This window comes from Pantoea sp. Cy-640 (assembly GCF_011752635.1).
In the GTDB taxonomy this organism is placed as follows: domain Bacteria; phylum Pseudomonadota; class Gammaproteobacteria; order Enterobacterales; family Enterobacteriaceae; genus Pantoea; species Pantoea dispersa.
In genome coordinates, this window is sequence record NZ_VWXB01000011.1 from 25,529 (window position 1) to 47,405 (window position 21,877).

At 52.9% G+C, this 21,877-nt stretch carries 21 protein-coding genes, 1 tRNA gene and 1 pseudogene; 12 read left to right on the top strand and 11 right to left on the bottom strand.

Annotation, left to right across the window (positions count from 1 at the left end; all coding sequences use genetic code 11):
• Positions 1–469 precede the first annotated feature (469 nt).
• The 3 genes from F3J36_RS21275 to F3J36_RS21285 are packed head-to-tail and all read left to right on the top strand — an operon-like array spanning position 470 to position 4,258.
• On the top strand, positions 470–1,201 hold the full coding sequence (locus F3J36_RS21275; protein ID WP_166720530.1) for a gluconate 2-dehydrogenase subunit 3 family protein: 732 nt from the start codon (positions 470–472) through the stop codon (positions 1,199–1,201).
• 32 nt (positions 1,202–1,233) lie between these two features.
• Entirely contained in the window at positions 1,234–3,003 is a 1,770-nt protein-coding gene (locus F3J36_RS21280; RefSeq protein WP_021506726.1) for a GMC family oxidoreductase, read from the top strand.
• Between the two features lie 4 nt (positions 3,004–3,007).
• The gene (locus F3J36_RS21285; protein ID WP_021506727.1) at positions 3,008–4,258 is read left to right on the top strand and encodes a cytochrome c; all 1,251 of its coding nucleotides are present in this window, start codon (positions 3,008–3,010) and stop codon (positions 4,256–4,258) included.
• Positions 4,259–4,370: 112 nt separating this feature from the next.
• Here the strand turns inward: F3J36_RS21285 and F3J36_RS21290 are convergent, their stop codons facing one another.
• The 5 genes from F3J36_RS21290 to F3J36_RS21310 form a co-directional block, all read right to left on the bottom strand.
• The gene (locus F3J36_RS21290; RefSeq protein WP_021506728.1) at positions 4,371–5,048 is read right to left on the bottom strand and encodes a MarC family NAAT transporter; all 678 of its coding nucleotides are present in this window, start codon (positions 5,046–5,048) and stop codon (positions 4,371–4,373) included.
• A 212-nt stretch (positions 5,049–5,260) separates the two neighbouring features.
• Positions 5,261–5,896, bottom strand: coding sequence for a hypothetical protein (locus F3J36_RS21295; protein ID WP_166720531.1), 636 nt, complete (start codon positions 5,894–5,896; stop codon positions 5,261–5,263).
• Positions 5,897–5,991: 95 nt separating this feature from the next.
• Positions 5,992–6,471 carry a carboxymuconolactone decarboxylase family protein gene (locus F3J36_RS21300; protein ID WP_021506730.1) on the bottom strand — a complete coding sequence of 160 codons (480 nt, stop codon included), beginning with the start codon at positions 6,469–6,471 and terminating at the stop codon, positions 5,992–5,994.
• 12 nt (positions 6,472–6,483) lie between these two features.
• Positions 6,484–7,089: an FMN-dependent NADH-azoreductase gene (locus F3J36_RS21305; protein WP_166720532.1), complete on the bottom strand. Its 606-nt coding sequence runs from the start codon at positions 7,087–7,089 to the stop codon at positions 6,484–6,486.
• Positions 7,090–7,100: 11 nt separating this feature from the next.
• Positions 7,101–7,526 (bottom strand): GNAT family N-acetyltransferase, encoded by a 426-nt coding sequence (locus F3J36_RS21310; protein WP_166720533.1) that lies wholly within the window; start codon positions 7,524–7,526, stop codon positions 7,101–7,103.
• Positions 7,527–7,646: 120 nt separating this feature from the next.
• Between F3J36_RS21310 and F3J36_RS21315 the strand changes: the two genes are divergently transcribed.
• The gene (locus F3J36_RS21315) at positions 7,647–9,026 is read left to right on the top strand and encodes a PLP-dependent aminotransferase family protein (protein WP_166720534.1); all 1,380 of its coding nucleotides are present in this window, start codon (positions 7,647–7,649) and stop codon (positions 9,024–9,026) included.
• A 109-nt stretch (positions 9,027–9,135) separates the two neighbouring features.
• Here F3J36_RS21315 and F3J36_RS21320 read toward each other — a convergent pair whose 3' ends face one another.
• Positions 9,136–9,651, bottom strand: a complete 516-nt coding sequence (locus F3J36_RS21320; protein ID WP_021506733.1) for a DUF2501 domain-containing protein — start codon at positions 9,649–9,651, stop codon at positions 9,136–9,138.
• A 249-nt stretch (positions 9,652–9,900) separates the two neighbouring features.
• Here F3J36_RS21320 and F3J36_RS21325 point away from each other — a divergent pair.
• A tRNA-Leu gene (locus F3J36_RS21325) sits at positions 9,901–9,985 on the top strand.
• A gap of 98 nt (positions 9,986–10,083) precedes the next feature.
• Here F3J36_RS21325 and F3J36_RS21330 read toward each other — a convergent pair.
• From F3J36_RS21330 to F3J36_RS21345, 4 genes are read right to left on the bottom strand one after another with little or no spacing between them, the layout of a single operon-like run.
• Positions 10,084–10,749: an HNH endonuclease gene (locus F3J36_RS21330; protein WP_166720535.1), complete on the bottom strand. Its 666-nt coding sequence runs from the start codon at positions 10,747–10,749 to the stop codon at positions 10,084–10,086.
• Complete coding sequence (locus tag F3J36_RS21335; RefSeq protein ID WP_166720536.1) at positions 10,742–11,371, bottom strand: hypothetical protein; 630 nt, start codon at positions 11,369–11,371, stop codon at positions 10,742–10,744. The genes F3J36_RS21330 and F3J36_RS21335 overlap by 8 nt, the downstream gene beginning before the upstream one ends.
• A 1-nt stretch (position 11,372) precedes the next feature.
• Positions 11,373–13,652 (bottom strand): sensor histidine kinase, encoded by a 2,280-nt coding sequence (locus F3J36_RS21340; protein WP_166720537.1) that lies wholly within the window; start codon positions 13,650–13,652, stop codon positions 11,373–11,375.
• Positions 13,653–14,945, bottom strand: a complete 1,293-nt coding sequence (locus tag F3J36_RS21345; protein WP_247653229.1) for an N-6 DNA methylase — start codon at positions 14,943–14,945, stop codon at positions 13,653–13,655. It lies immediately after the preceding gene.
• 663 nt (positions 14,946–15,608) lie between these two features.
• Between F3J36_RS21345 and F3J36_RS21350 the strand changes: the two genes are divergently transcribed.
• The 4 genes and pseudogenes from F3J36_RS21350 (at position 15,609) to F3J36_RS21365 (ending at position 17,812) form a co-directional block, all read left to right on the top strand.
• Entirely contained in the window at positions 15,609–16,487 is an 879-nt protein-coding gene (locus tag F3J36_RS21350; RefSeq protein ID WP_166720538.1) for a GyrI-like domain-containing protein, read from the top strand.
• 186 nt (positions 16,488–16,673) lie between these two features.
• Positions 16,674–17,069: a DUF6088 family protein gene (locus F3J36_RS21355; protein WP_088516726.1), complete on the top strand. Its 396-nt coding sequence runs from the start codon at positions 16,674–16,676 to the stop codon at positions 17,067–17,069.
• Positions 17,062–17,361 (top strand): annotated as a pseudogene (locus tag F3J36_RS21360) (nucleotidyl transferase AbiEii/AbiGii toxin family protein); the annotation flags it as partial. The gene F3J36_RS21355 and the pseudogene F3J36_RS21360, both read left to right, overlap by 8 nt.
• A 121-nt stretch (positions 17,362–17,482) precedes the next feature.
• Positions 17,483–17,812 carry a DUF1493 family protein gene (locus tag F3J36_RS21365; RefSeq protein ID WP_058757234.1) on the top strand — a complete coding sequence of 110 codons (330 nt, stop codon included), beginning with the start codon at positions 17,483–17,485 and terminating at the stop codon, positions 17,810–17,812.
• Positions 17,813–17,849: 37 nt separating this feature from the next.
• On the opposite strand, the gene F3J36_RS21370 is transcribed toward F3J36_RS21365, so the two are convergent.
• Positions 17,850–18,629: an NAD(P)H-dependent oxidoreductase gene (locus F3J36_RS21370; RefSeq protein ID WP_166720539.1), complete on the bottom strand. Its 780-nt coding sequence runs from the start codon at positions 18,627–18,629 to the stop codon at positions 17,850–17,852.
• A gap of 90 nt (positions 18,630–18,719) precedes the next feature.
• Between F3J36_RS21370 and F3J36_RS21375 the strand changes: the two genes are divergently transcribed.
• The 3 genes from F3J36_RS21375 (at position 18,720) to F3J36_RS21385 (ending at position 21,863) form a co-directional block, all read left to right on the top strand.
• Positions 18,720–19,610: a LysR family transcriptional regulator gene (locus F3J36_RS21375; RefSeq protein ID WP_166720540.1), complete on the top strand. Its 891-nt coding sequence runs from the start codon at positions 18,720–18,722 to the stop codon at positions 19,608–19,610.
• 160 nt (positions 19,611–19,770) lie between these two features.
• Entirely contained in the window at positions 19,771–20,640 is an 870-nt protein-coding gene (locus tag F3J36_RS21380) for an SDR family oxidoreductase (protein WP_166720541.1), read from the top strand.
• 44 nt (positions 20,641–20,684) lie between these two features.
• Complete coding sequence (locus F3J36_RS21385) at positions 20,685–21,863, top strand: arabinose transporter (protein WP_166720542.1); 1,179 nt, start codon at positions 20,685–20,687, stop codon at positions 21,861–21,863.
• Positions 21,864–21,877: the final 14 nt, after the last annotated feature.

Here is a 21,877-nt window from a genome sequence, read left to right on the forward strand (position 1 = left end):
GCCGGTTTGTTCTGAGCTGTGCCGGAAATAACAATTAATACCGGCAATTAACTAATCGGTTATTTTGTGCGCGCGCTGTCATATTCAGGAAATAAATCGCTCAGACGTTGCGCATTCAGCCAATAAGCGGTTATTGATAAGCATAAGCTCTGGTATGGAAGTATGATTTTTTCTGATTAATTAAGCTGAGCGACTATTTCTCACGCCGATTTGTTTCAGTCATTTGCCCAGTCTCTGGCGCTAATTTCCTGGCATTTGTACGGTTAAAAGCGCAATTCCCGCTGCGAAAGCGCGTCCACAGCGCCTGGCGACTTTTCAACAGGTTGATGGTTTCTCATCAAAACACATTTATAATTTAATGCTTACATCCTGAAATATCTGTATCCATAAGATTGCCAGCTTGTTTGCCGATTTATAAATCTATTAACAAAAATAATTTCCTTTCTTAGCAAGTGAGAGTCGTCGCGCCATGCTTTTAGAAAAACCGACCACCAGACGTAAGTTTTTACTTGGGTCGTTGCTGGCTTTGCCATTAAGCGACCTGGTTTTAAAAGGACTGACTGCAGCCCAGGCTGCGGAAATGGCAGCACCGGACCTTGCCGACTATAAACCGATCTTTTTTAGCGCTGAGGAGTGGCAATTTATTCTGGCCGCGACCGATCGCCTGATCCCCGCCGGTGGCAACGGCAAAGCGCCGGGTGCGCTGGAAACCAATGTGCCGATCTTCATTGACCAGCAGCTGCATAGCCCGGAGTTCGGCGCAGAGATCTACCTGCAGGGGCCGTTTGACGTGCACGCGCCCGCCACCATGGGCTATCAGATCCCGTTCACGCCGCAGCAGATGTATCGCACCGGCATCAAACTGGTGGAGCAGTGGACGCAGAGCACCTACCACAAAGCGTTCTCTCAGCTGACGCTGGCAGAGAAAGACGCGGTGCTGACCAAAGTGAATAAAAACGACGGTATCGACTTCGCCGCGCTGGGCGAACCGAACCTGAAAGCCTCGCAGTTCTTCAGCCAGCTGCTTTCCGATACCAAACACGGCTACCTCGCTGACCCGATGTACGGCGGCAACAAAGGCATGAAAGCCTGGATCGCCATCGGCTTCCCGGGGGCACGCGCCAGCTTCACCGAGTGGGTGAAGCAGCACAACGTGCCGTATACGCTCGGACCGGTCAGCCTGATGGGCGAACGCGCCTGAATCCCCGTATTTGGTATGTGAGACAGAAAAACATGGCACAGATTACAAAGAAAGAAGTCGACGTCGTGGTGTGCGGCCTCGGCTGGGCCGGCTCGCTGATGAGCATCGAGCTGGCAATGGCCGGACTGGACGTGCGCGCCCTTGAGCGCGGCGGCGAGCGCGACTACCCGGATTTCGCTTACCCGAAACCGGCCGATGAGTACGCCTATAACGTGCGCAACAAAGTGTTCGCCACGCCAAAAGAAGTGGCGGTCACCGTGCGTTACAACATGGACCAGACGGCGCTGCCAACCCGTAAATGGGGCGCATTTGCTCCAGGTACCGGCGTCGGCGGCGCGGGCATGCACTGGACGGCGGTACTGATTCGCCCCACGCCCACCGATATCAAACTGAAAACCTACGTCGATCAGGCCTATAAGCCCGGCATCCTGCAGGATGACATGCGCGTGATGGACTTCCCGTTCACCTGGGATGAGATCGAGCCGTATTTCTACAAGTTTGAGCTGATTTGCGGCCAGTCGGGCACCACCGGCAACCTGCGCGGGCAAATTCTGGAAGGCGGCGATCCGTTTGAAGGCCCGCGTTCTGAGCCGTATCCGTTGCCGGCGCTGGACGATACGCTGAACAACGTGATGTTCAAAGAGGCAGCGAAGAAGCTGGGCTATCACCCGTTCCCGAACCCCTCAGCCTGCGTCTCACGCGCGTGGAAAAACCCGTACGGCAACCAGATCGCTCCCTGCAACTACTGCGGCTACTGCTCGAAATATCCATGCCTGAACTACTCAAAAGCCTCACCGCAGACGGCGGTGATGGACGCGCTGAAGCGCATGCCGAACTTCTCCTATGAAGTGCACGCGGAAGTGTACAAAGTGGTGCTGCACGACGACGGCAAAACTGCGAAGGGCGTGCTCTATTTTGACGCTGACGGCAACGAAGTGTTCCAGCCGGCGAAGATTGTGGTGCTCTCCAGCTTCCAGCTGTACAACGTGCGCCTGATGCTGCTGTCCGGCATCGGTAAGCCTTACAACCCGATCACCGAAGAGGGCGTCGTCGGGCGTAACTATGCGTTTCTCTCCAACGGCGGCGCCACGCTGTTCTTCAAAGACAAGAACTTCAATGCTTTCGCCACCGCTGGCGCGACCGGTCAGATGTTTAACGACATCTCGCCTGGCAACTTCGACGGTCCGGGACTCGGCTTCCTCGGCGGCGCCAAAATCCACAGTTCGCAGGCAACCGGTACGCCGATTGGCACCGCGCTGCCGAAAGGCACACCGAGCTGGGGCATGGGGTACAAAGAGGGGCTGGAGCAGTGGTACAACCATTCGATGAAGATCAGTATTACCACCACCTGCCAGTCGTACCGCGATATCTATCTGGATCTGGATCCGCACTATACCGACCATCGCGGTCAGCCGCTGCTGCGCATGACCTTTAACTGGAAACAGAACGAGCTCAAGCTGCAGCAGCACCTGAAAGGTATCGTTGGCGACATCGCCAAAGAGCTGAATCCGGACAGCATGAGCATGAGCTTCCTGCCGATGGGCGCTGACTTTGACCTGACCAAATACGTCTCTACCCACAACGTGGGCGGCGCGGTGATGGGCGACAACCCGAAAACCTCGGCGCTGAACAAGTACCTGCAAAGCTGGGATGTGCACAACGTGTTTGTGCCGGGCGGTAACGCCTTCCCGCAGAACTTCCAGGCGAACCCGACCGACACCATCGGCGCGATTACCCTGATGGCGGCGCAGGCTATCAAAGAGCACTATTTGCAGAATCCCGGCCCACTGGTACAGGCATAAGCACATGAAATTAAAATCATTGTTAATCGCTCACGCGGTGCTGCTGGGCAGCTGTGCGGTGCAGGCGCAGGCAGCAGATGACGCATCATTGATTAAAAAGGGCGAGTATCTGGCGCGCCTTGGCGACTGTATGGCGTGCCATACCGTGGCGGGCAAAGCGGATTATGCCGGCGGGCTGGCAATTGAGTCGAACCTCGGCACCATCTACTCCACCAACATCACGCCGGATAAACAGCACGGCATCGGCAACTACAGCGAGCAGCAGTTCTCGGACGCGGTGCGCAAAGGCGTGCTGCCGGACGGCTCGCGCCTCTACCCGGCGATGCCGTACCCGGATTACGCCAAAATCAGCGATGAAGACCTGCACGCGCTGTACGTCTACTTCATGCAGGGCGTGAAGCCGGACAGCGAACAGCCGCCGGAAACAAAGCTGAGCTTCCCGTTCAGCCAGCGCTGGGGCATGCGTTTCTGGAACTGGGCGTTTACCTCTGACAAGCCGTTCCAGCCGATTGGCGGCGCGTCAGCGGAGGTTAATCGCGGTGCTTACATCGTGGAAAGCCTCGGCCACTGCGGCAGCTGCCACACGCCGCGCGGCATCGGCATGAACGAGAAGGCGCTGGACAGCAGCGACGATCGCTTCCTCGCCGGCGGCAGTCTGAATAACTGGGAGGTGCCGTCGCTGCGCGGTGTGCCACGCTGGAGCGAGCAGGAGATTGTCGATTATCTGCAAACCGGACGTAACGATAAAGCCGCGGTGGGCGGCGAGATGACGTCGGTGGTGGAGCACTCCAGCTCGCACATGACGGATGCCGATCTGCAAGCGATTGCCGCTTACCTCAAGTTCCTCGGCGGCAATCCGCCGCTGCAGGCGTATGACGTGCAGGCGCAGCAGAAGACCGAGGCGAAGCTGACGGCGGCGAAGAATCTGTCAGAAGGCGAGCGTCTGTATCTCGACAACTGCGGTGCCTGTCACTTTGTCACCGGCAAAGGCGCACCGGGGATCTTCCCGGAGCTGGATCAGGCCACTATCGTCAATGCGCAGGACCCCAGCGGCTTGATTCACACCATTCTGGCCGGTGCGCAGCAGCCCTCAACGGAGAAAGCGCCGTCGACGCTGGCGATGCCGCCGTTTGCGTATCGTCTGACCGATGATGAAGTGGCGCAGCTGGCCACCTTTATTCGTCAGGGCTGGAGCAACCACGCGCCGGCAGTGACGAAAGAACAGGTGGCGGATGTGCGGAAAACGCTGCACTAAAACGTAGCGGCGCGACCTGGCGCGCTGTCCTGATGGCAATGCCCGGCGTCGCGAGATGGCGGGCATTGCGCGATGAATCGCACCGCTACCGTACGGTGCGATTTTTTATTGTTTAATGAAAGGTGTGCGCCACTTCCAGCACGCCGTTGATGACAAACTGCACGCCCATACACACCAGTAAAAACCCCATCAGGCGCGAAATCGCTTCGATGCCGCCTTTGCCGACCAGCTTCATGATGGCGCCGGAGCTGCGCAGCGAAATCCATAAAATCACCGCCACCGCCAGGAACGTCAGCACCGGCGCGATGGCTACCACCCACGCGGGGAAATCGACGCCGGCTTTCACCGTTGAGGCCGAACTGATGATCATCGCGATGGTGCCCGGTCCGGCAGTGCTCGGCATTGCCAGCGGCACAAAGGCGATATTCACCGTTTCGCGCGGATCGTCGCTGGCGTCGAGTTCATCCAGCTTGTGTTTGGCCTCCACCGAATGCCCGACCGGTTTGGCGGGAAACAGCATGCGAAAGCCGATAAAGGCGACAATCAGCCCGCCGGCCATGCGCAGGCCGGGAATCGAGATGCCAAAGGTGTGCAGCACCGCGTTACCGGCATACCAGGCGACCATCATAATCAGGAACACGTAGATCGACGCCTGCAGCGCCTGGCGATTGCGTTCCTGAAAGTTCATGTCACCCGCGAGGCCGAGAAACAGCGCCACGGTGGTTAACGGGTTAGCAAGCGGCAAAATCACCACCAGGCCGAGCCCAATGGCTTTGAACAGTTCCAGCATGATTTATTCCCTGGTTAATATCAGGCGCGCAGCTGCCAGCGCAACGGTCGCCATGAATGGCGACCCTACAGTATCCTGTGCACCGTTTTTTTCGTAGGGTGCGCATTTATGCGCGCAGCTGCCAGCGCAACGGTCGCCATGAATGGCGACCCTACAGTACCCTGTGCACCGTTTTTTTCGTAGAGTGCGCATTCATGCGCACCTGGACAGCATCAATGCTTCGGCGTTTCCATCGCTTCCAGCAGCTCGGGGAAAAAATCTTCCAGCAGATCCGGCGTCATCAGCTCGGGATAATGAATCAGATGCTCGCGAATGCGTTCATTCACGTCTGGCAGCAGGCGCTGGGCGGCGTCGCTGGCGCTGATTTTCTTCTGCTTCATCAGGCGCAGCACGTTATCCGGCAGGTTATCCTCATCTTCCTCGCTCTCTACGCCTTCCAGATCGTCCAGCTCATCCAGCAACTCCATCAGCGCTTCAATCTGCGGCGTGCGTGACTGATACTCTGCCGGCTTCTCGTTCTCCAGATAGCGCAGCAGCGCGCGCACCGGCGAGCCGTCCGGCGTGGTGGGCGGTTCACTGGCGAACCAGCTGAGCAGCGCATGCTGGCTCACCTGATGCACGTGATAACCGTTGTCCACCAGCTCATCGGCGAGGATATCGGCGGTGTCATGCTCAATCAGGCAAATGTGGGTGCGACCCGGCGTGAACTGCTCCAGCCACTGATAAATCTCCTCAATCACGCTGTCGGCGTAATGAAACGTCTGGCTGAGGTAGCTGTCATCCGGCTGGTGAACGCAGATGCGAATCAGGTCGGGATCGAAGTAAATCGCAATGTTGATGCCTTTCATGCGCGGTGTCCTGTGTGGTGCAAAACTTCACTATAGCGTCAGGGCGCGCAGAAAAACATGCTATCGCCAGCAGCCGCAGCCACTGACGATAAAAATTACCGCAAATCAGCACGATCCAGCCCGTAAGCGCTGTCGAGCGCGCCGGGTGCCATCTGCGACAGGATCATCAGCCGGTTCCAGGTATTGATCACCGCGATCTTAAAGGTCAGCTCGCTGATCTCCACCTCGGAGAAGTGCGCGCGCAGCTCGCCGTACAGCGCCTCGTCAACGCCGTGCTCACCAATGCGCGTCAGCGCTTCGGTCAGGGCAAAGGCGGTTTTCTCCCGCGCGCTGAACAGCGGCGACTCGCGCCAGATCGCCACATGGTGCAGCCGCAGCTCGTGCTCGCCGTCAATCGCTGCCTGCTTGATGTGCATATCGAGGCAGAACGCGCAGTGGTTGAGCTGCGAGGCGCGGATATCCACAAGATGCCTGAGCGACTTCTCCAGCGACGCGCTGGCGACGCTATTCGACAGATCTGACATCGCTTTGGCCAGCGCCGGGGTGGTTTTGAAATGGTTAACGCGTTGAGTCATGATTTTCCTCCGTCAGAACAGACGTTCAATGGTTTCGAGTGCTTCGGGTAACGCGCGGGCACGGCTGAGCGGGTCGTGCGTGCCGTCGACGCGGATAAACTGCACATCGCTGATGCCGATGTACGCCAGCGCCGCGCGCACGTACGGCGTGAACTGGTCATCCTGCATAAAGGGCCCGTGGGCAAACACGCTGCCGCTGGCCATCACGCAGTAAACTTTCTTGTCGCTCACCAGCCCGACTTTGGTGCCTTCGGGCGTAAAGGCGAAGGTGCGGCCGGCGCGGGTAATATGGTCGAACCAGGCTTTCAGCACTGACGGTAGCCCGAGGTTCCACATCGGCGATGAGATAACCAGGGTGTCGCAGGCAAACAGCTGATCCACCCGCTGTTCCGAGGTGCGAATGGCGTTACGCTGCGCTTCATCACGCGCCTCCGGTGGGGTAAAAAAAGCCCTGATGGTAAAGGCATCCAGATGCGGCAGCGGCTGTTGCGCCAGATCCAGCACCGTCTCGTGCAGATCGTGATGGCGGCTGCGCAGCTTTTCGATCAGACGCGCTGAGGCGATGCGCGACGCCGATCCCGCCAGATCCGGGCTGACTTTAATGTGCAGCACATTCATGCAGTGATTCCTCATACGATAGAGCGATAAAAATGCAGGCCGAGCGCCTGATAGCCACAGCGCTGATAAAACGCCTGCGCCCGGGTGTTACTGATTGCGGTATCCAGCACCATACGGTGGCAGCCGTACTCACGCGCCAGCACCGCTAAGCCGTCGAGCAGCGCGGCGCCGAAGCCCTGACCGCGCAGCGCGGGATCGCTCACCAGGTCATCGACGTAGCAGAAGCTGCCGTGGATAAAATTCTCCAGCAGGCGATAACCGGCCAGCACCGCCGGCTGTCCCTGATGTTCGATACCGGCGAGGCGATAACCCTGCGCCTGCTGACGCTGCGCCTGGGCGATAAACGGCGCCTCATCCGCCAGCCGCCCGCGCAGCGCACGCATCAGCGGGTAGCAGCGCGCGAGTTGTTCTGCGGTGGCGTAATGCACAATCTTCATGGCTGTCATCCGTATTGCGGGGGGAATGCCTGCATCTTAAACTGCTATGTCTGAGCGAACAGGGCCATTACGCGTGAAAACAGGTAGGACATAGCGCCGTGGCTGAGAAAGGAGTGACGCGTGGGTTACAAAGAGATTTACCAGCGCTTCCGGCAGCAGATTATTGCCGGACAGCTCTGGCCGGGCGATCGCGTACCGGCGATCCGCGTGCTGGCGGGCGAACTGCAGGTGGCGCGTAAAACGGTGGAGGCCGCCTATGAGATCCTCATCGGCGAAGGCTATTTTGTCAGCCAGGGCGCGAAGGGCACGCGTGTTAATCCGCAGCTGAAGCTGGCGAGCGCAGCTACGCCACCGCGCGCACCGGCGACGACGCCCGCGCTGCTGCCGGTGACCGAGGGCAAAGGCGAGCTGCGGCTCGGCATCCCGGCACTGGACGAGTTTCCGCACAAAAAGTGGCGGCTGCTGTCGGCGAAAGCGGCGCGCAGCCTGCGACCGGACGAGATGATGATACCGCCGGTGATGGGATATGCGCCGCTGCGGGCGGCCATCGCCAGCTACCTGAACATTTCGCGCGGCCTCAACTGCCAGCCGGAGCAGATCTTTATCACCAGCGGCTACCGCGCCAATCTGCGGCTGATTCTGGCGGTGCTGGCGCAGCCGGGCGACAAAGTGCTGTTCGAAGATCCCGGCTACTTCTTCGGCCAGCAGCTGCTGAAGCGCATCGCACCCAACCTGCACTATGTGCCGGTGGATGGGCAGGGCGTCGACGTGGATTATCTGCTGCGCTATCACGCCGACGCGCGCTTTGCGGTGGTGACGCCAACGCACCAGAGCCCGCTGGCGGTCAGCCTGTCGCTGCCGCGCAAACATCAGCTGCTGGCGTGGGCGCAGCAGCATGACAGCTGGATCATTGAGGATGATTACGACGGCGAATTTCACTACACGCGTAAGGTGATTCCGGCGCTAAAGAGCCTGGATGTGCACGACCGGGTGATCTACACCGGCACCTTCAGTAAAACCATGATGCCGGCGATGCGCATCGGCTATCTGGTGATGCCGCAGCACACGCTGGCGCAGTTCGGCGAGCTGGGCGAGATTCTGGAAACCGGCCTGCCGCTGCTGCCGCAGAAAATCCTAGCGCAGTTCCTCAGCGAAGGGCATTTTTATCGCCACATCAAGAAGATGCGCATCCTGTATCAGCAGCGCCGCCGCATGATGCTGGAGGCCATCGAAGCCAGCTTTCCGGGGCTGTTTACCTTTGAGCTGACCGACGGCGGTATGCACATCGTGGCATTTCTGCGGCGCGGCACGCAGGACGTAGCGCTGGCGACGCTGTGGGCGCAGCAGGCGTTGTACGTGCGGCCGCTGTCGGGCTGGTACGCGCAGACGCAAAAGCGCTATGGCCTGGTGATTGGCTACACCAATATTCAGTCGTTTGAACAGGCGAGGACGCTGCTGGCGCGCGTGGCGGATGCGACGCTGACGTTGTTGAGGGCTTAGCGGCTACGTGGCGAGAGAAGAGGGCGCGGGGGACAGCCCGCGCCGGCTGGCATAAGGTGAGCGGCGATTCAGACGGCAGGAAGGCGGCCTCTGAACCCGCGCGAAGGAATCACATGCCGATGTATTTTTTGCCCTGCTTCAGCACCACATCGCAGGCTTTGGTTTTCAGCTTCTCACCCATCGGCGAGTTGCTCAGGCTCTGCAGATTCAGCTGCTGACCGTTGCCGGTGTTCAGCAGGCCCTGCAGCCCCTGCTGGTAATCGGTTTTCTGCTGCTGCGCGGTGGTGCTGCTCAGGCCCAGCTTGCTCAGCACCTGATCTTTCACCGACTTCACGTTGTTATCCACCACGTTGTGCTGCACGCAATATTCCATCACGCCGGCGGCGTTGGTCATGCTATTGGCGCTCACCGCTTTATCGCCGCCGTTTAGCAGGCCGCTGAGCGAAGAGAGCGACAGTCCGCCGTTCTGCGTGTTGCTGGTGGCGGTGTTGCCGCTGTTCTGCTGCGACAGCTGCGATGCGGCGCTGCTCAGCTGATCCTGCCAGCTCGCCGCCGATGCGCTTCCCGCTACCAGTGCCGCCGCGATACCCCATCCCCAAACTAACCGTTGTGTTGCTTTTTTCATCTCAACCTCGTTGTGCTTATACGTCTGACTGCGTCAGTTGTGGTTAAGAGGCATGTGGCGGCAGAAAGTTCCGGAGAAGTGGCCGCCGCGCGCGAGTTTGGGAGAGTTCCGGAGGCGATTGCCGGGGTTTTGCGCAGCGTTTTTGGCAGCGCTGCTTTTTTCGACGCTTAGCGCACATCCCCGTCGATTCCGGTTGCGCCGCAAGCGCGTAACGGTATAATCGCCCACGTTTTCCGCATCCTCTTCAGTGCCGAAGTGGCGAAATCGGTAGACGCAGTTGATTCAAAATCAACCGTAGAAATACGTGCCGGTTCGAGTCCGGCCTTCGGCACCATAATTGAGTTAAAATTCTTTTACATAAAACTGAATTCTTCGTGTTGTGTAGTTTATTAGGATTTAAACGACCTTTATTATTAATAAAGGCCTTTTTATTTATACAATTAACTTATCAAATTCGCTTTTAATAATAAGTAATCGACTTATCTTTTTTAAAGCGGTTTCTGAAGAAATGCTTTTCTGTTCGCATTCAGAATAAACTTTTTCCATCGCTGTGGTAATTTCTCTGTTTAATTCATTTAGTAATGCCGAAACCATTCTTTTCTTGCGTAAGTAAACTCTATTGGTTCTATTTAGTAGCATTTTTCTTATCATGTATTCGCCTGGTCCATTAGCATCATTAGATGCTAGTTCACCAGACTCCTCAACTCTAAAGTAAGCATTTATATCGTCGCGAAATCTATCTATATATCCTATTTTTCCATTAAATGTAAATCCATCAATAGTTTCTATACACCCTTTCCAGTCTTTGTTTTTCAGTACATTACATTTTTGGCATGATAAATATAAATTATAAGGATGATTTATTTGTTCATCGGTGAAAGATTTTGAAAAAATCGATTTAGGGCGAAAGTGATCCAATGAAAATGGGTCACCTCCGCATTCCTTTTCTGTCGCATCGCAATAAACGCATCTATGTAGACAATCATGCGCAATTTTCTCATAGTTGTCCGAATAGTTGGCATAAAACTTACCATCTCTATTGTGATAGTATTGAGCTTCTCTCCTTGTTAAAATAGGAAAGAAAATAGTCTTACTCATTATCTGTCCCCATGATTTTATTTCTCAATTCATCAATTTTTTTTGCTACTATTTCTAAGTTTTCCAGGTCATTGCTACTGATCAGTGATTCATTGATTAATTTCTTAGCTCTGTTTAAATTTAATGCATTAAATTCATTCATTTCTTCATCACTTAATACAGTATTTATTGATTTTGTTAATAATTCATCGAATCTTTTTTCTTGGCTGCTTTTAATTTCGTTATAAGTATCTATGTGCCTAAAAAATCGTTCCGCTAAATTATCTTGATTTGCGCTCCAATCCTGTTTGTCTATAATAAATTCAACATTTCCTAAATGACTGTCAATAGCTGCTGAATTACTTGTTAGTATGTAAATAGGTATTCTTCTATCCGTTAATCGAATATGTTCAATCAAAAATGCTCCGTTATAATCAGCACCACCGGTCAGAGTTAATTCTTCATCAATGACATACATTATTTTATCTTCGATGCTGTCTAGTTTTTTTAACATCAGCTCGAGATTTTTTTCAGGAGGCAAAGTTAGAATTTCGGCGTGATTGCTGAAAATACGAGTTAACTTTCTACCATAGGTGCTTCTTACATCTTCTTGATCGTCAATAAATATGATTTTTCCGTTCATTTTACGCATCCTGATTTACTTCAATATAGATACCGGCGCCACCTATTTCGGAATGACTTTTTGCGAAAACATTCCCACTCATATGTTCAACAACTTGCGTGTGTATAATTGCTAATCCCATACCAGTTCCAATTACGTTTCCAGTTCTATCTCTTTTTGAACTTTTCATTGGTAGAAATATTGACTCTTCTTGGCCTTCCTCAAGACCACAACCTGAGTCCTCAAAACTAATCCTTAATTTAGTCCCACCTACTCTTTCAAAGACTATTCTTATAAATCTCTCATCTCTATATTTAGAACCTAACGCCCACAGAGAGTTTGTCATTAAATTAATAGCTATACTCTCCCAGTCTATCTCAAAAGATCTGACATTAAACTCTTCTTTTTTGATCCTGAGATAACTGTATTTATAAACAATACCCATTCTGGTAAGAGTTTTATCCATTAGGTTAAATATATATTCAAAAACCGAAGGGACATTAATCTTTTTTCTTTTCCGCTTGTCAGGTTTGATATTATTAATTGCAAGTTTTGAAAAGTTATTTACGTAGTTAACACTATCTTTAACTAAATTGCTGATTTGAGTTAATTCGGAATAGTTAATTGGGGTTTCATTTCTTTCAGACTCCTTTATAATCAGACTCAGCTCATCTGTATTTTCTAATGCTAATGCTGATTGCGTCCTAATCTCATGACCGAAACAAACAGTTAGTATTCCTATTGAGGCTAGATTAGACAAAGTATTCTTTTCTTCTATGAGTTTTTCTCTTTCTTTCTCTAAAGATTGATAATAGATTTCTATCGCTTTTTCATGATTTATCTTAGCTCGTTCTAATTCCTTTACTCGCTGATATAACAAAGCTGCGCTGGGAATTGCTTTTTTCTTTTTGGTGTTTTTTTTCTTAGTGAACGCTATTTTTTTTATGTTCTCTACAGCTTCGCTGAACTCCTCATTGGAATCGTTTAAAATTTTTTCTAGCTCAATCGACAAATCAGTGTTTTCATCACCTGATGCAGCCTTGTGAGCAAGCTCCTCAAACATTTCAATCAACTTTAAAGCGAAGGTCCGCATTTGAAAAAATGCGTCATTTTCAACAATACCTTCTCGATTAGCTTGATCATTAAGAATGCTATTTTCTTGACGAGAAATGCTTATCGCACCAATTATTTGGCCTGGGCCAATTCGCCATCCTCCCTGGCTGATGCCTCCCGGACTCTGAGCTTTACGATAACCTATATCGAGCCAGTCTCCTTTTCCACTGGGTTCACCATAAGGTCTGACTCTGAAATCATCTCGGTAAATTCTTATGCCTCGGTTTAGTTCCATGAACCGTGACCAGTCTTTAGATGATAAATTCACTTTGTTTAATAATTCTTTCTTACGAGGTATATAGTAAAATTCAAACTTTAATGGCCCAAATAAAGGTTCATTACCTTGGTTGCTTATCCAGTTCGCCCATGCTATGGGGGGGTGTTCAACTAATTCACCTGAATCGTTGTTTTGAAAGGAAGTTTTTACTCGATAAAACTTATCAATGCTAGCTTGAATTTTCCAACTCGAGCTAGAAAGTATTTCTTGTGAATCAATCTCAAACGATTCATAGTTTTCATCATTTTTAATAGCCAGGTTTATTTTAAAGTCGTTTTTTGATCTGTAAGGTGATATAAGTAATCTCAGTTCATTATTAAGAGCGCTAATAAACTCTTTATTCCACTCGTCACGCAAACCAACTAAAATTAAATATGTGCCCTTATCCTCTATCTCACTGAATACTGGTCCATACTTATTATTTACGGGGAGATCTAATTCATAGATATCATGTTGAATTTGACTGAGCGAAATTCCTGGTTTTTCGTAATTACGCCAATCTACATTAAGCTGAGTGACTTTTGAGCTCCCCTGTTTTTTTGTGAATAAAAACATTTTTTTACAAAGCCGATCTATACCTAATCTTCCGAGCCCTTTAGCCCCGGTCAATACCCTATTCTTACTTGCTGATAATTCAGTTATAGACTTGTTATTAGTGCCAATTCTCAGCCAATGTTCTGCAAGAGTATCAACGTCCATGCCCAATCCATCATCCTGAATTATTAGAGTCGAAATGCAACCTTTTTTCTTTATATTAAACTTGAGATAAATGTTTTCGGCATCGGCATCGTAAGAGTTTTTTATTAATTCAGATACGGCTACAGTTGAGCTTGAAATACTTTCTCGACCCAACTGTAAGGTTACTCTTGCTGAAAAATCGAATGGCTTTCTGGCAACAAGTTTTCGGCTCATTTATATGTCCTTGATAGGTATTCCTTTAACTACTCCAACAGTTAAATGTCTAACTCGAATCATATCATTCAAGAAAGAGTTAGTATCACTAGAATGAAGAATTTTCAACAATTTTTTACAATCTTCAAGACTGTTATTTTTAGGTTTTATTATAATTAAATGATTTTCAACAGCAACTTTTCCCGGGATGGTTATAAGTGTTGCTGATGCGCGAAATTTATCCTTCGGGCTCGATGTCCTTTTAACAACTATAAAGGGTGACTCAATGCCTTTTCCCAAGAAATTACGATATTCGTCAGCTTTATTTTTTATTTCCCAGGCAAAGCAATTTTTAGGATGCAAATAAGGAAGTAACTCACCTTCTTTTGGGTCTCTATAAGCTACTAAAGGGCCTATTCTAACATCGAATTTTTCTGACAGTGTCTTTTCAGCATGTAAGGCATTGTTCCATTTAATGCTTTCCTTAATGTTCTCTTTTTTATTTCCAGAAAGGATGAAAACATCAACATCAGTTTTTACATTAAATCGGCCCCATATTTTTATTTTCCCCAATACGTTATTAGAAATAAATTCTCTTAAATGATTATAGCGACTTCCTGAACGAATAACATCAGGAAGTATAAAGCTAAAGCAACACCCTGCGGGAGATAGCTCAATGAATTTTTTTAAAAATACACCTGCAAAGTTAACCTTGCCATCCTTCCAGAAATTATCTGACGGAGGGCTGATTATTGTGAACGGAGGATTCATGACTATATGAGTAATGTTATTTAATGATTCTTTGTTTATAGTCAATGCATCTTGGCAATGCAGGTTGTTTAAATTAGACATTGCAGTCTCAAGAGTGCAATCTTTAACGCATCCTCTTGATAGGGCCGCAAGTATTATCCGAATTTTAGCTGCATCAACGAATTGTTGATGTAAATCGAATCCGTAAAGTACTTTTCCCCATGATTTTATTGTGTCAAGTAAATTATCATAAATAGGTAAAGTTTTACTTATTTGAATTAGTAAGTTACCTGCTCCACAAGCAGGGTCAAGAACTTTTGATTCCTTACTTATGGGAATGTTGAAACTATTTATGGATTCTAATGCGAGCGCTGAGCCAGTAAAGAAACTACCAGCGTCGCGCATATCTTTGATTGTTATATGATCGCGTAAGATTAGATCGAAGCGGTCAAGATCGATTGCGTCTATAATTGATTTTTTATCTAAAGAATCGAAAGACTCTTTAAGGATATCAATATGTAATTGTAATTTCTTCATTGCTACCTGGCTGAGTTTTTTCTTCATTATAACACTATGATATCATTTTTCATATTTTATTTTTATAAGTCATTATGACATCAAAACAACTTCGCGCTAGCTTGAGCTATTCCTGAAGGGGCAAAATAATCTCAGGTATATGGCTGATGAGAATTAAATGATACTCAATATTTTCCATTTATAAAATTAGTTTTGATTTATGCCATTAGTGTTTTTTTATTGTATTATAATGGATTTTTTTAAAATTACATTTTTAATATGATAATCATATTTTGATATTAACTAGGCTGGTAAGCTGGATTTTTTAATTATGTGAATTTAGAGGTTTAGTGGCTCTATTTTTTATGAATGCCGTTTCGGGGGGGTACTATGCAGTATTGATCTAATGATTTTTAATTGTGGGGTGGCGATGGATTTTTTAATTGATGTGAAACGTAGTATTTATTTCTCGGTGTTGATGGGTGAAATAATATGCTTATTTTTTTAATCATCCATGGTGCATGCGAGAATGGATGTTGAATTAAATTTTTTATTCTTCCATACAATTCCTGTGATTATTTGATTTCGTGATGTTAATGTTTTAAAGTAATTTATCTATGTTTACGTTATCTAATTTATTTTTTAACTCCGCAAGATCCATCAGGCCCACTCCCCGCCACACGGGCATACTCATTCCCCAGAGAGGATGCTATGCCAGTAAACAAAAACGATCACCGCGAGACCTACCGCAAGCGCTTCGACAAGGTGTTCGACTACATCGAACGCCATCTTGATGAAGCGCTGCTGCTGGAGCAACTGAGTGAAGTGGCGCACTTTTCGCCGTACCATTTTCACCGCCAGTTCAGCGCCTGGTGCGGCATGCCGCCGGGGCGTTACATCCAGCTGATGCGGCTCAAACGGGCGTCGTACCGGCTGGCATTCAATCCGCACGAGAAAATCATTGAGATTGCGCTCGATGCCGGTTTCCAGCATGCCGAATCATTCAGTCGCGCCTTTAAACAGGTATTTGACGTGACGCCGAGTGAGTTTCGTCAGCAGCCGGTGTGGATTACCTGGCATCAGCGCATGCCTCAGCCACCCGTCAAACGGAGAGAGAGTATGTCAGTTGAGATTAAAATGTTTCCCACCACGCCGGTGGCGATGCTCACGCATCACGGCGATCCGCAGCGCATCAACGAAACGGCGGCGCAGTTTATTGCCTGGCGCAAAAGCAGCGGAGCATCGCCGGTGCGCAGCAGCCAGACGTTTGGTGTCGCGCCGCACGATCCGGCCAGCACGCCAGCCGCGGATTTTCAGTATCACCTTTGCGGTTCGGTGACTGCGCCGATTAATGAAGACAACGCCTTTGGCGTCGTCAACAGCACCATTCCCGGCGGACGCTGCGCGGTACTGCGTCATCACGGCTCGCACAGCGCACTGACCGAGCTGGCGCGTTCGCTCTACAGCGAATGGTTGCCGGCCAGCGGTGAAGAGCTGCGCGATTTCCCGCTGTTCTTCCACTATCACAACTTCGTGCATGAGGTGGCGGAACATGAATTGCTGACGGATATCTATCTGCCGCTTAAATGATGAGGAATCCCGATGGCGAAGGTCATCGGGAATGACTTCATACAGTAACACTGTCTGCTAACCTGAAACCTTAATTGCACTGAAACCCGCTGATAGCAAGGCTTGTAGGAGACTTGATGTCGTATGTTTGCTTTCCATAATGTCGTATGTTTGCTATGATGCAAAAATGAACAGAGAGGACGCAACATGACTATTAAAGCGCGCATGCAGTCACGGCTGAAACGCTCTAAGCGTTATGTTTTCACGCGTGATGACTTCAACGATCTTGCCGGTTACGACCAGATTGGCCGTGTACTGCGGGAACTGGTGAACGACGGCCAGCTGCTTAAGGTTGGCTATGGCGTGTACACCAAAGCAAGAAAGAACGCGATTACGGGCAAGGTAATGCCTGCTGCACCCGGTGGTTCTGCTGCCGTTGTCATCGAGACGCTCGAACGTCTGAAGGTTGATTATCGTCTGGTTGGCGCGTCGGATGCCTATAACAGTGGGAAAACCACGCAGATTCCTGCATCCATGCAGATCAAAACGTCGCCACGTTTTAAACGCACCTTGTCAGTAGGAAGCAGTAAATTAAATGGATGACTTCATAGCGTTATTTCCTGATGTAGCCGATGCATTAGGCATCGAGTCTGTCGCTATCGTGGAAAAGGATTTCTATATTGTTGAATTACTGCGGCTGTTACAGCCTTTGAACTTCGGGAGCCATCAACTGGTATTTTGTGGTGGAACCGCTTTATCTAAGGCGGGTATTGCGCTTAACCGCATGTCTGAGGATGTGGATATCAAGCTTGTTCCCGTCGCTGATTTCTTTGATAAAAACTCACGCACGCAGCGCAAAGCCATTCGTAAACAAATCATCGCCAAAATAACGGAAACTGCCCGTTTTCAGCAGACGGCTATCGAGGTTCTCAGCGCCGCACGTTAATGCTTAGGCGAAGAGGGCAAGGCATGGCAAAATGCCCTGCGATCCAATCAGCACAGGCGAAGAGGCGACGATGACAGAGCAACTCGAACAGCGTATCTATGAACTGGTGCGGCGCTATGACGGCGTATATCTGTTCAAGCAGAAAACGCTCACGCCGCAGATTGATATCGACAGCGATCTCAACTTCGAGCGCGACGAAGCCGCCGCGCTGATGGAGGAGTTTTTCAGTGAGTTCGCGGTCGATCGCGCAAATTTCGCTATTGAAACCTACTACCCGGACGAACCGTCGCTGGCGCAAATCCTCAACCCGTTCAACAAGCGTGAAGTGCCGGTGGTGCCGGATTTCACGCTCGGCATGCTGATTGCGTCGGCGCAGGCGGGGCGCTGGCTGTTTGAATAATACGGCAGCGCGCCGCTGCGGTTTGGCGGCCTGCGGCTCAGCGCGCCACGTGCACGCCAAATCCGCGCTCGCCTTCCGCAAGATCCTCGCGCAGCGTCAGCGCCGGAATCGCATATTCACCGCCGTTCTGGCGGCGGAAGGCAATCGGTTGATCCTGCGCTAAGCAATCCAGTCGTTGCGCCAGCACGGCGCACCAGTCGGCGAAGCGTTCCTGCGCCGACTTCTGCACGCGATACAACACCAGCGGTGGCAACACGCTGAAGCCGGGATAGAACAGCATGCCGTGCTGGATCGGGAACAGCAGATCCTCAATCGGGCCGTTGATGCCGCGCGGCGCGTAGTGCGACTCCCAGCCGCCGGTGGTCACCACCAGCATGGCGCGCTTGCCGGCGAGCGTGCCTTCGCCGTAGCGATCGCCCCAGTGATGATCGTTGTGCTCGCCGACGCCATAGGCAAAACCGTTGGCATACACGCGGTCAAACCAGCCTTTCATGATTGCCGGCATCGAAAACCACCACAGCGGAAACTGAAAAATCACCGTGTCGGCCCAGCGCAGCTTCTCCTGCTCGGCGGCAATGTCCGCTGCCTGCAACTGGTTGTCGTAGGCGAAGCGCGAATCCAGCGTGGCATCAAAATGCGCGCCCACCGGGGGCGCCAGCGTGTCGGCGGCATCCAGCTGTGCTTTCCACTGCATGGCATACAGATCTGAAACCTGCACCTGATGGCCCGCCTGCTGCAGATGATTCACGGCAAAGTCTTTCAGCGATCCATTCAGCGAGCGCGGTTCCGGATGGGCATACACAATCAAAACATTCATGGCGGTATCCTGTGAGATGAAAACCGCTGCAGGTTAAGCCAGCTCTGGCTATATTAGAAATCAATTACTGATATCTCAGGTATAGATAGTATGAATATGCACGCGCTGGATTTGAATCTGCTGCACACCTTAGACGTGCTGCTGGTGGAGCAGAACGTGACGCGCGCAGCGCAGCGCCTCAATCTGTCGCAGCCGTCGGTGAGCGCCCAGCTGGCGCGCCTGCGGGTGCTGTTTGACGATCCGTTGCTGTTGCCTGGTCCGCGCGGCATGCTGCCCACCGCCCGCGCCGAGGCCCTGCGCGAGCCGCTGCGTCTGGCGCTGGAAGCGCTGGAGCGCGCGGTGGCACCGCCGGCAGCGTTCGATCCGGCGCGCGCGGAGCTCACCTGGCGTATTGCCGCCACCGATTACATGTCATCGGCGCTGATCCTGCCGGCGTTGAAACTCATTCGTGAAGCAGCACCGCGCAGCCGCATGGCGGTGTTTGCACTCAATCCGCCGCAGGTAGCGCAGCAGCTGGAGAAGGGCGAGCTGGATATGGTGTTTCACACCGGTGACAACGCGCCGCCGACGCTGCATCAGCGTCGCTTGTTCAGCGAGCGCTACGTGCTGGCCGGCCGGCGCGATCATCCGCAACTGCAGCAGCCCCTGACGCTGGACCGTTTTTGCCAGCTGGAGTTTGTGATGGTTTCGCCGGATGGCGGCGGCTTCAGCGCCGCCACCGATCGCGCGCTGGCCAGGCTCGACCGCACGCGCCGCGTCGCGCTCTCGGTGCCGCATTTTCTGTTTATGCTCGACACGCTGGCTAACAGCGATTTGGTCGCTGTACTGCCGGAGCGCCTGGTGCGAAACGCGCCGCAGCTCCGCGTGCTTGCACCGCCGCTGCAGATTGAAGGGTTTGACATCCTGATGCTGTGGCACGAGCGCCTGCATCGCGATCCCGCCCAGCAATGGCTGCGCCAGCAGATTGTGGCGGCGCTGTAAACCTGAACTCTCGCCGAATAAGTCGCGGTCTTCATGCCCTCAGGCCTTGTCCGTCAAGGCTTGATCCTGCTTTGCTGATGCGATTAGCGCCACCGCTCCACAGCACGCATCATATCAACACGACGAAACACTCGCGTTTTAACGTGCAGGAGAGAAGACCATGCAGATATTTGTCACCGGGGCCACCGGCTGGGTAGGTTCAGCGGTGGTGGAAGAGTTGATCGCGGCAGGCCATCAGGTAACAGGGCTGGCGCGTTCGGCGGAAAAAGCCGTGGCGCTGGCCGTCACTGGCGCACAGGTTATTCGCGGTTCGCTGGAGGATGCTGACGTGCTGCGTGATGCCGCGCGTTCTGCGGACGCCATCATTCATACTGCGTTTAACCATGATTTCTCGCGCTTCGTGCAGAACTGCGAGCAGGACCGTCAGGTGATCGAGCTGCTCGGCGAGGCGATTGCCGGATCGGATCGCATGCTGCTGGTGACGTCCGGCCTGTCCGGTATGGCGCGCGGGGCGACGGAACTGGATCAGCCGCAGCCGGTGTCACCGCGTCAGTCGGAAGCGGCGGCGCAGGCGCTGTCGCAGCGCGGCGTGCATGTGGCGACAGTGCGGCTGGCGCCGTCAGTGCATGGCCTCGGCGACCACGGTTTTGTGCCGATTCTGGTGCGGCTGGCGCGTGAGAGCGGGATTTCCGCCTGGTGCGGCAGCGGTGAGAACTGCTGGTCCGGCGTGCACCGTCGCGATGCGGCGCGCGTCTATCGGCTGGCGCTGGAGCAGGGCGTCACCGAACGCGTTTATCACGCGGTGGCCGATGAGGCGGTGCCGTTCCGCGCAATCGCGGAGACGATCGGACGCCAGCTCGGATTGCCCAGCGGCGAGCGCGAACGGGCACACTTTGGCTGGTTCGCCAACATTGCGGCGGGCAACATGGCGGTCTCCAGCCAGCGTACGCGCACGCTGCTGGACTGGTCTGCAACCCGCCCGGACCTGCTGAGCGAGCTCGATACGCCTGCCTATTACACCCATCTCTGATATCACGCTGCCGCTGCGCGCGGCAGTTTTTCTGGATTATATCGATGAAAAATAATGTATTTATCACCTTGCTGCCGGTGACGCTGGCGGTGTTTATCGCTTTTCTCACCATGGGGATGCAGCTGCCGGTGCTGCCGCTGCATCTGCAGCAGAACCTCGGCATGGATACGCTGGCGATCGGCACGGTCATCGGCGCGCAGTTTGTCGCGTCGCTGCTGACGCGTTCGTGGGCGGGCAACTTCGCCGATATGCGCGGCGCGAAACGCGCGGTGCTGGCCGGGCTGTTGGTGGTGGCAAGTTCCGGTGTGATCTACCTGATTTCGCTGCTGTTCGTTGATCGGCCTGCCAGCTCGGTGGCCATCCTGCTGCTGGGGCGTGTGGTGCTGGCGCTGGGCGAGAGCCTGCTGGCCAACGGCGCGCTCGGCTGGGGGCTTGGGCTGGTGGGACCGGCCAATGCCGGTAAAGTGATGGCGTGGATCGGTATCGCGATTTACGGCGCCTGGGCGCTGGGTGCGCCGCTGGGCGTGGCGATTTATCACGGCTGGCACTTCACCGGCATCGCCATGGCGATCATCGTGGTACCGCTGCTGCCGCTGATGTTTATCACCCAGGTGCGCGCCGTCGCGCCGACCTCGACCAAACGGACACCGTTCTACAAAGTCATGGGCGCGGTGTGGCGGCCCGGGCTGGGTCTGGCGCTTGCCAGCGTCGGCTTTGGCATGATCACCGCGTTTATCGCGCTGCTGTTTGCGGCCAGGGCCTGGGGCAACGCGTCGCTGGCGTTCACCGCGTTTGGCGTGGCGTTTATCGCGGCGCGCCTGTTCTTTGCCCATCTGCCGGATAAGCTGGGCGGCGCGCGTGTCGCGCTGGTGTGCGTGCTGATTGAAGCCTGCGGTCAGCTGCTGATTTGGCGCGCTGATGACGCGACGCTGGTTTATCTCGGCGCGGCGCTGACCGGTTTTGGCTATTCGCTGGCCTTTCCGGCGTTCGGCGTGGAAGCGGTACGCCGTGCGCCGCCGCACACCCGCAGCCTGGCGATGGGGGCTTACGTGGCGTTTCTTGATATCGCACTGGCAGTCACCAGTCCGCTGGCGGGCGCGCTGGCCGCCCACCGCGGCGTGGCTTCGGTGTATCTCGCTGGCGCGATTGCCGTGGCGCTGGCGATGCTGGTGGCGCTGAGCCTGATGGCGCGTCAGCCACAACCACAGGCAGCGATGGAATAAGACCCGCCGCAAAA

Bases quoted from the DNA above. Each gene is read 5' to 3' on its own strand.
- F3J36_RS21275 (WP_166720530.1), top strand. From the start codon at position 470: ATGCTTTTAGAAAAACCGACCACCAGACGTAAGTTTTTACTTGGGTCG.
- F3J36_RS21280 (WP_021506726.1), top strand. From the start codon at position 1,234: ATGGCACAGATTACAAAGAAAGAAGTCGACGTCGTGGTGTGCGGCCTC.
- F3J36_RS21285 (WP_021506727.1), top strand. From the start codon at position 3,008: ATGAAATTAAAATCATTGTTAATCGCTCACGCGGTGCTGCTGGGCAGC.
- F3J36_RS21290 (WP_021506728.1), bottom strand. From the start codon at position 5,048: ATGCTGGAACTGTTCAAAGCCATTGGGCTCGGCCTGGTGGTGATTTTG.
- F3J36_RS21295 (WP_166720531.1), bottom strand. From the start codon at position 5,896: ATGAAAGGCATCAACATTGCGATTTACTTCGATCCCGACCTGATTCGC.
- F3J36_RS21300 (WP_021506730.1), bottom strand. From the start codon at position 6,471: ATGACTCAACGCGTTAACCATTTCAAAACCACCCCGGCGCTGGCCAAA.
- F3J36_RS21305 (WP_166720532.1), bottom strand. From the start codon at position 7,089: ATGAATGTGCTGCACATTAAAGTCAGCCCGGATCTGGCGGGATCGGCG.
- F3J36_RS21310 (WP_166720533.1), bottom strand. From the start codon at position 7,526: ATGAAGATTGTGCATTACGCCACCGCAGAACAACTCGCGCGCTGCTAC.
- F3J36_RS21320 (WP_021506733.1), bottom strand. From the start codon at position 9,651: ATGAAAAAAGCAACACAACGGTTAGTTTGGGGATGGGGTATCGCGGCG.
- F3J36_RS21330 (WP_166720535.1), bottom strand. From the start codon at position 10,749: ATGAGTAAGACTATTTTCTTTCCTATTTTAACAAGGAGAGAAGCTCAA.
- F3J36_RS21335 (WP_166720536.1), bottom strand. From the start codon at position 11,371: ATGAACGGAAAAATCATATTTATTGACGATCAAGAAGATGTAAGAAGC.
- F3J36_RS21340 (WP_166720537.1), bottom strand. From the start codon at position 13,652: ATGAGCCGAAAACTTGTTGCCAGAAAGCCATTCGATTTTTCAGCAAGA.
- F3J36_RS21345 (WP_247653229.1), bottom strand. From the start codon at position 14,945: ATGAAGAAAAAACTCAGCCAGGTAGCAATGAAGAAATTACAATTACAT.
- F3J36_RS21350 (WP_166720538.1), top strand. From the start codon at position 15,609: ATGCCAGTAAACAAAAACGATCACCGCGAGACCTACCGCAAGCGCTTC.
- F3J36_RS21355 (WP_088516726.1), top strand. From the start codon at position 16,674: ATGACTATTAAAGCGCGCATGCAGTCACGGCTGAAACGCTCTAAGCGT.
- F3J36_RS21365 (WP_058757234.1), top strand. From the start codon at position 17,483: ATGACAGAGCAACTCGAACAGCGTATCTATGAACTGGTGCGGCGCTAT.
- F3J36_RS21370 (WP_166720539.1), bottom strand. From the start codon at position 18,629: ATGAATGTTTTGATTGTGTATGCCCATCCGGAACCGCGCTCGCTGAAT.
- F3J36_RS21375 (WP_166720540.1), top strand. From the start codon at position 18,720: ATGAATATGCACGCGCTGGATTTGAATCTGCTGCACACCTTAGACGTG.
- F3J36_RS21380 (WP_166720541.1), top strand. From the start codon at position 19,771: ATGCAGATATTTGTCACCGGGGCCACCGGCTGGGTAGGTTCAGCGGTG.
- F3J36_RS21385 (WP_166720542.1), top strand. From the start codon at position 20,685: ATGAAAAATAATGTATTTATCACCTTGCTGCCGGTGACGCTGGCGGTG.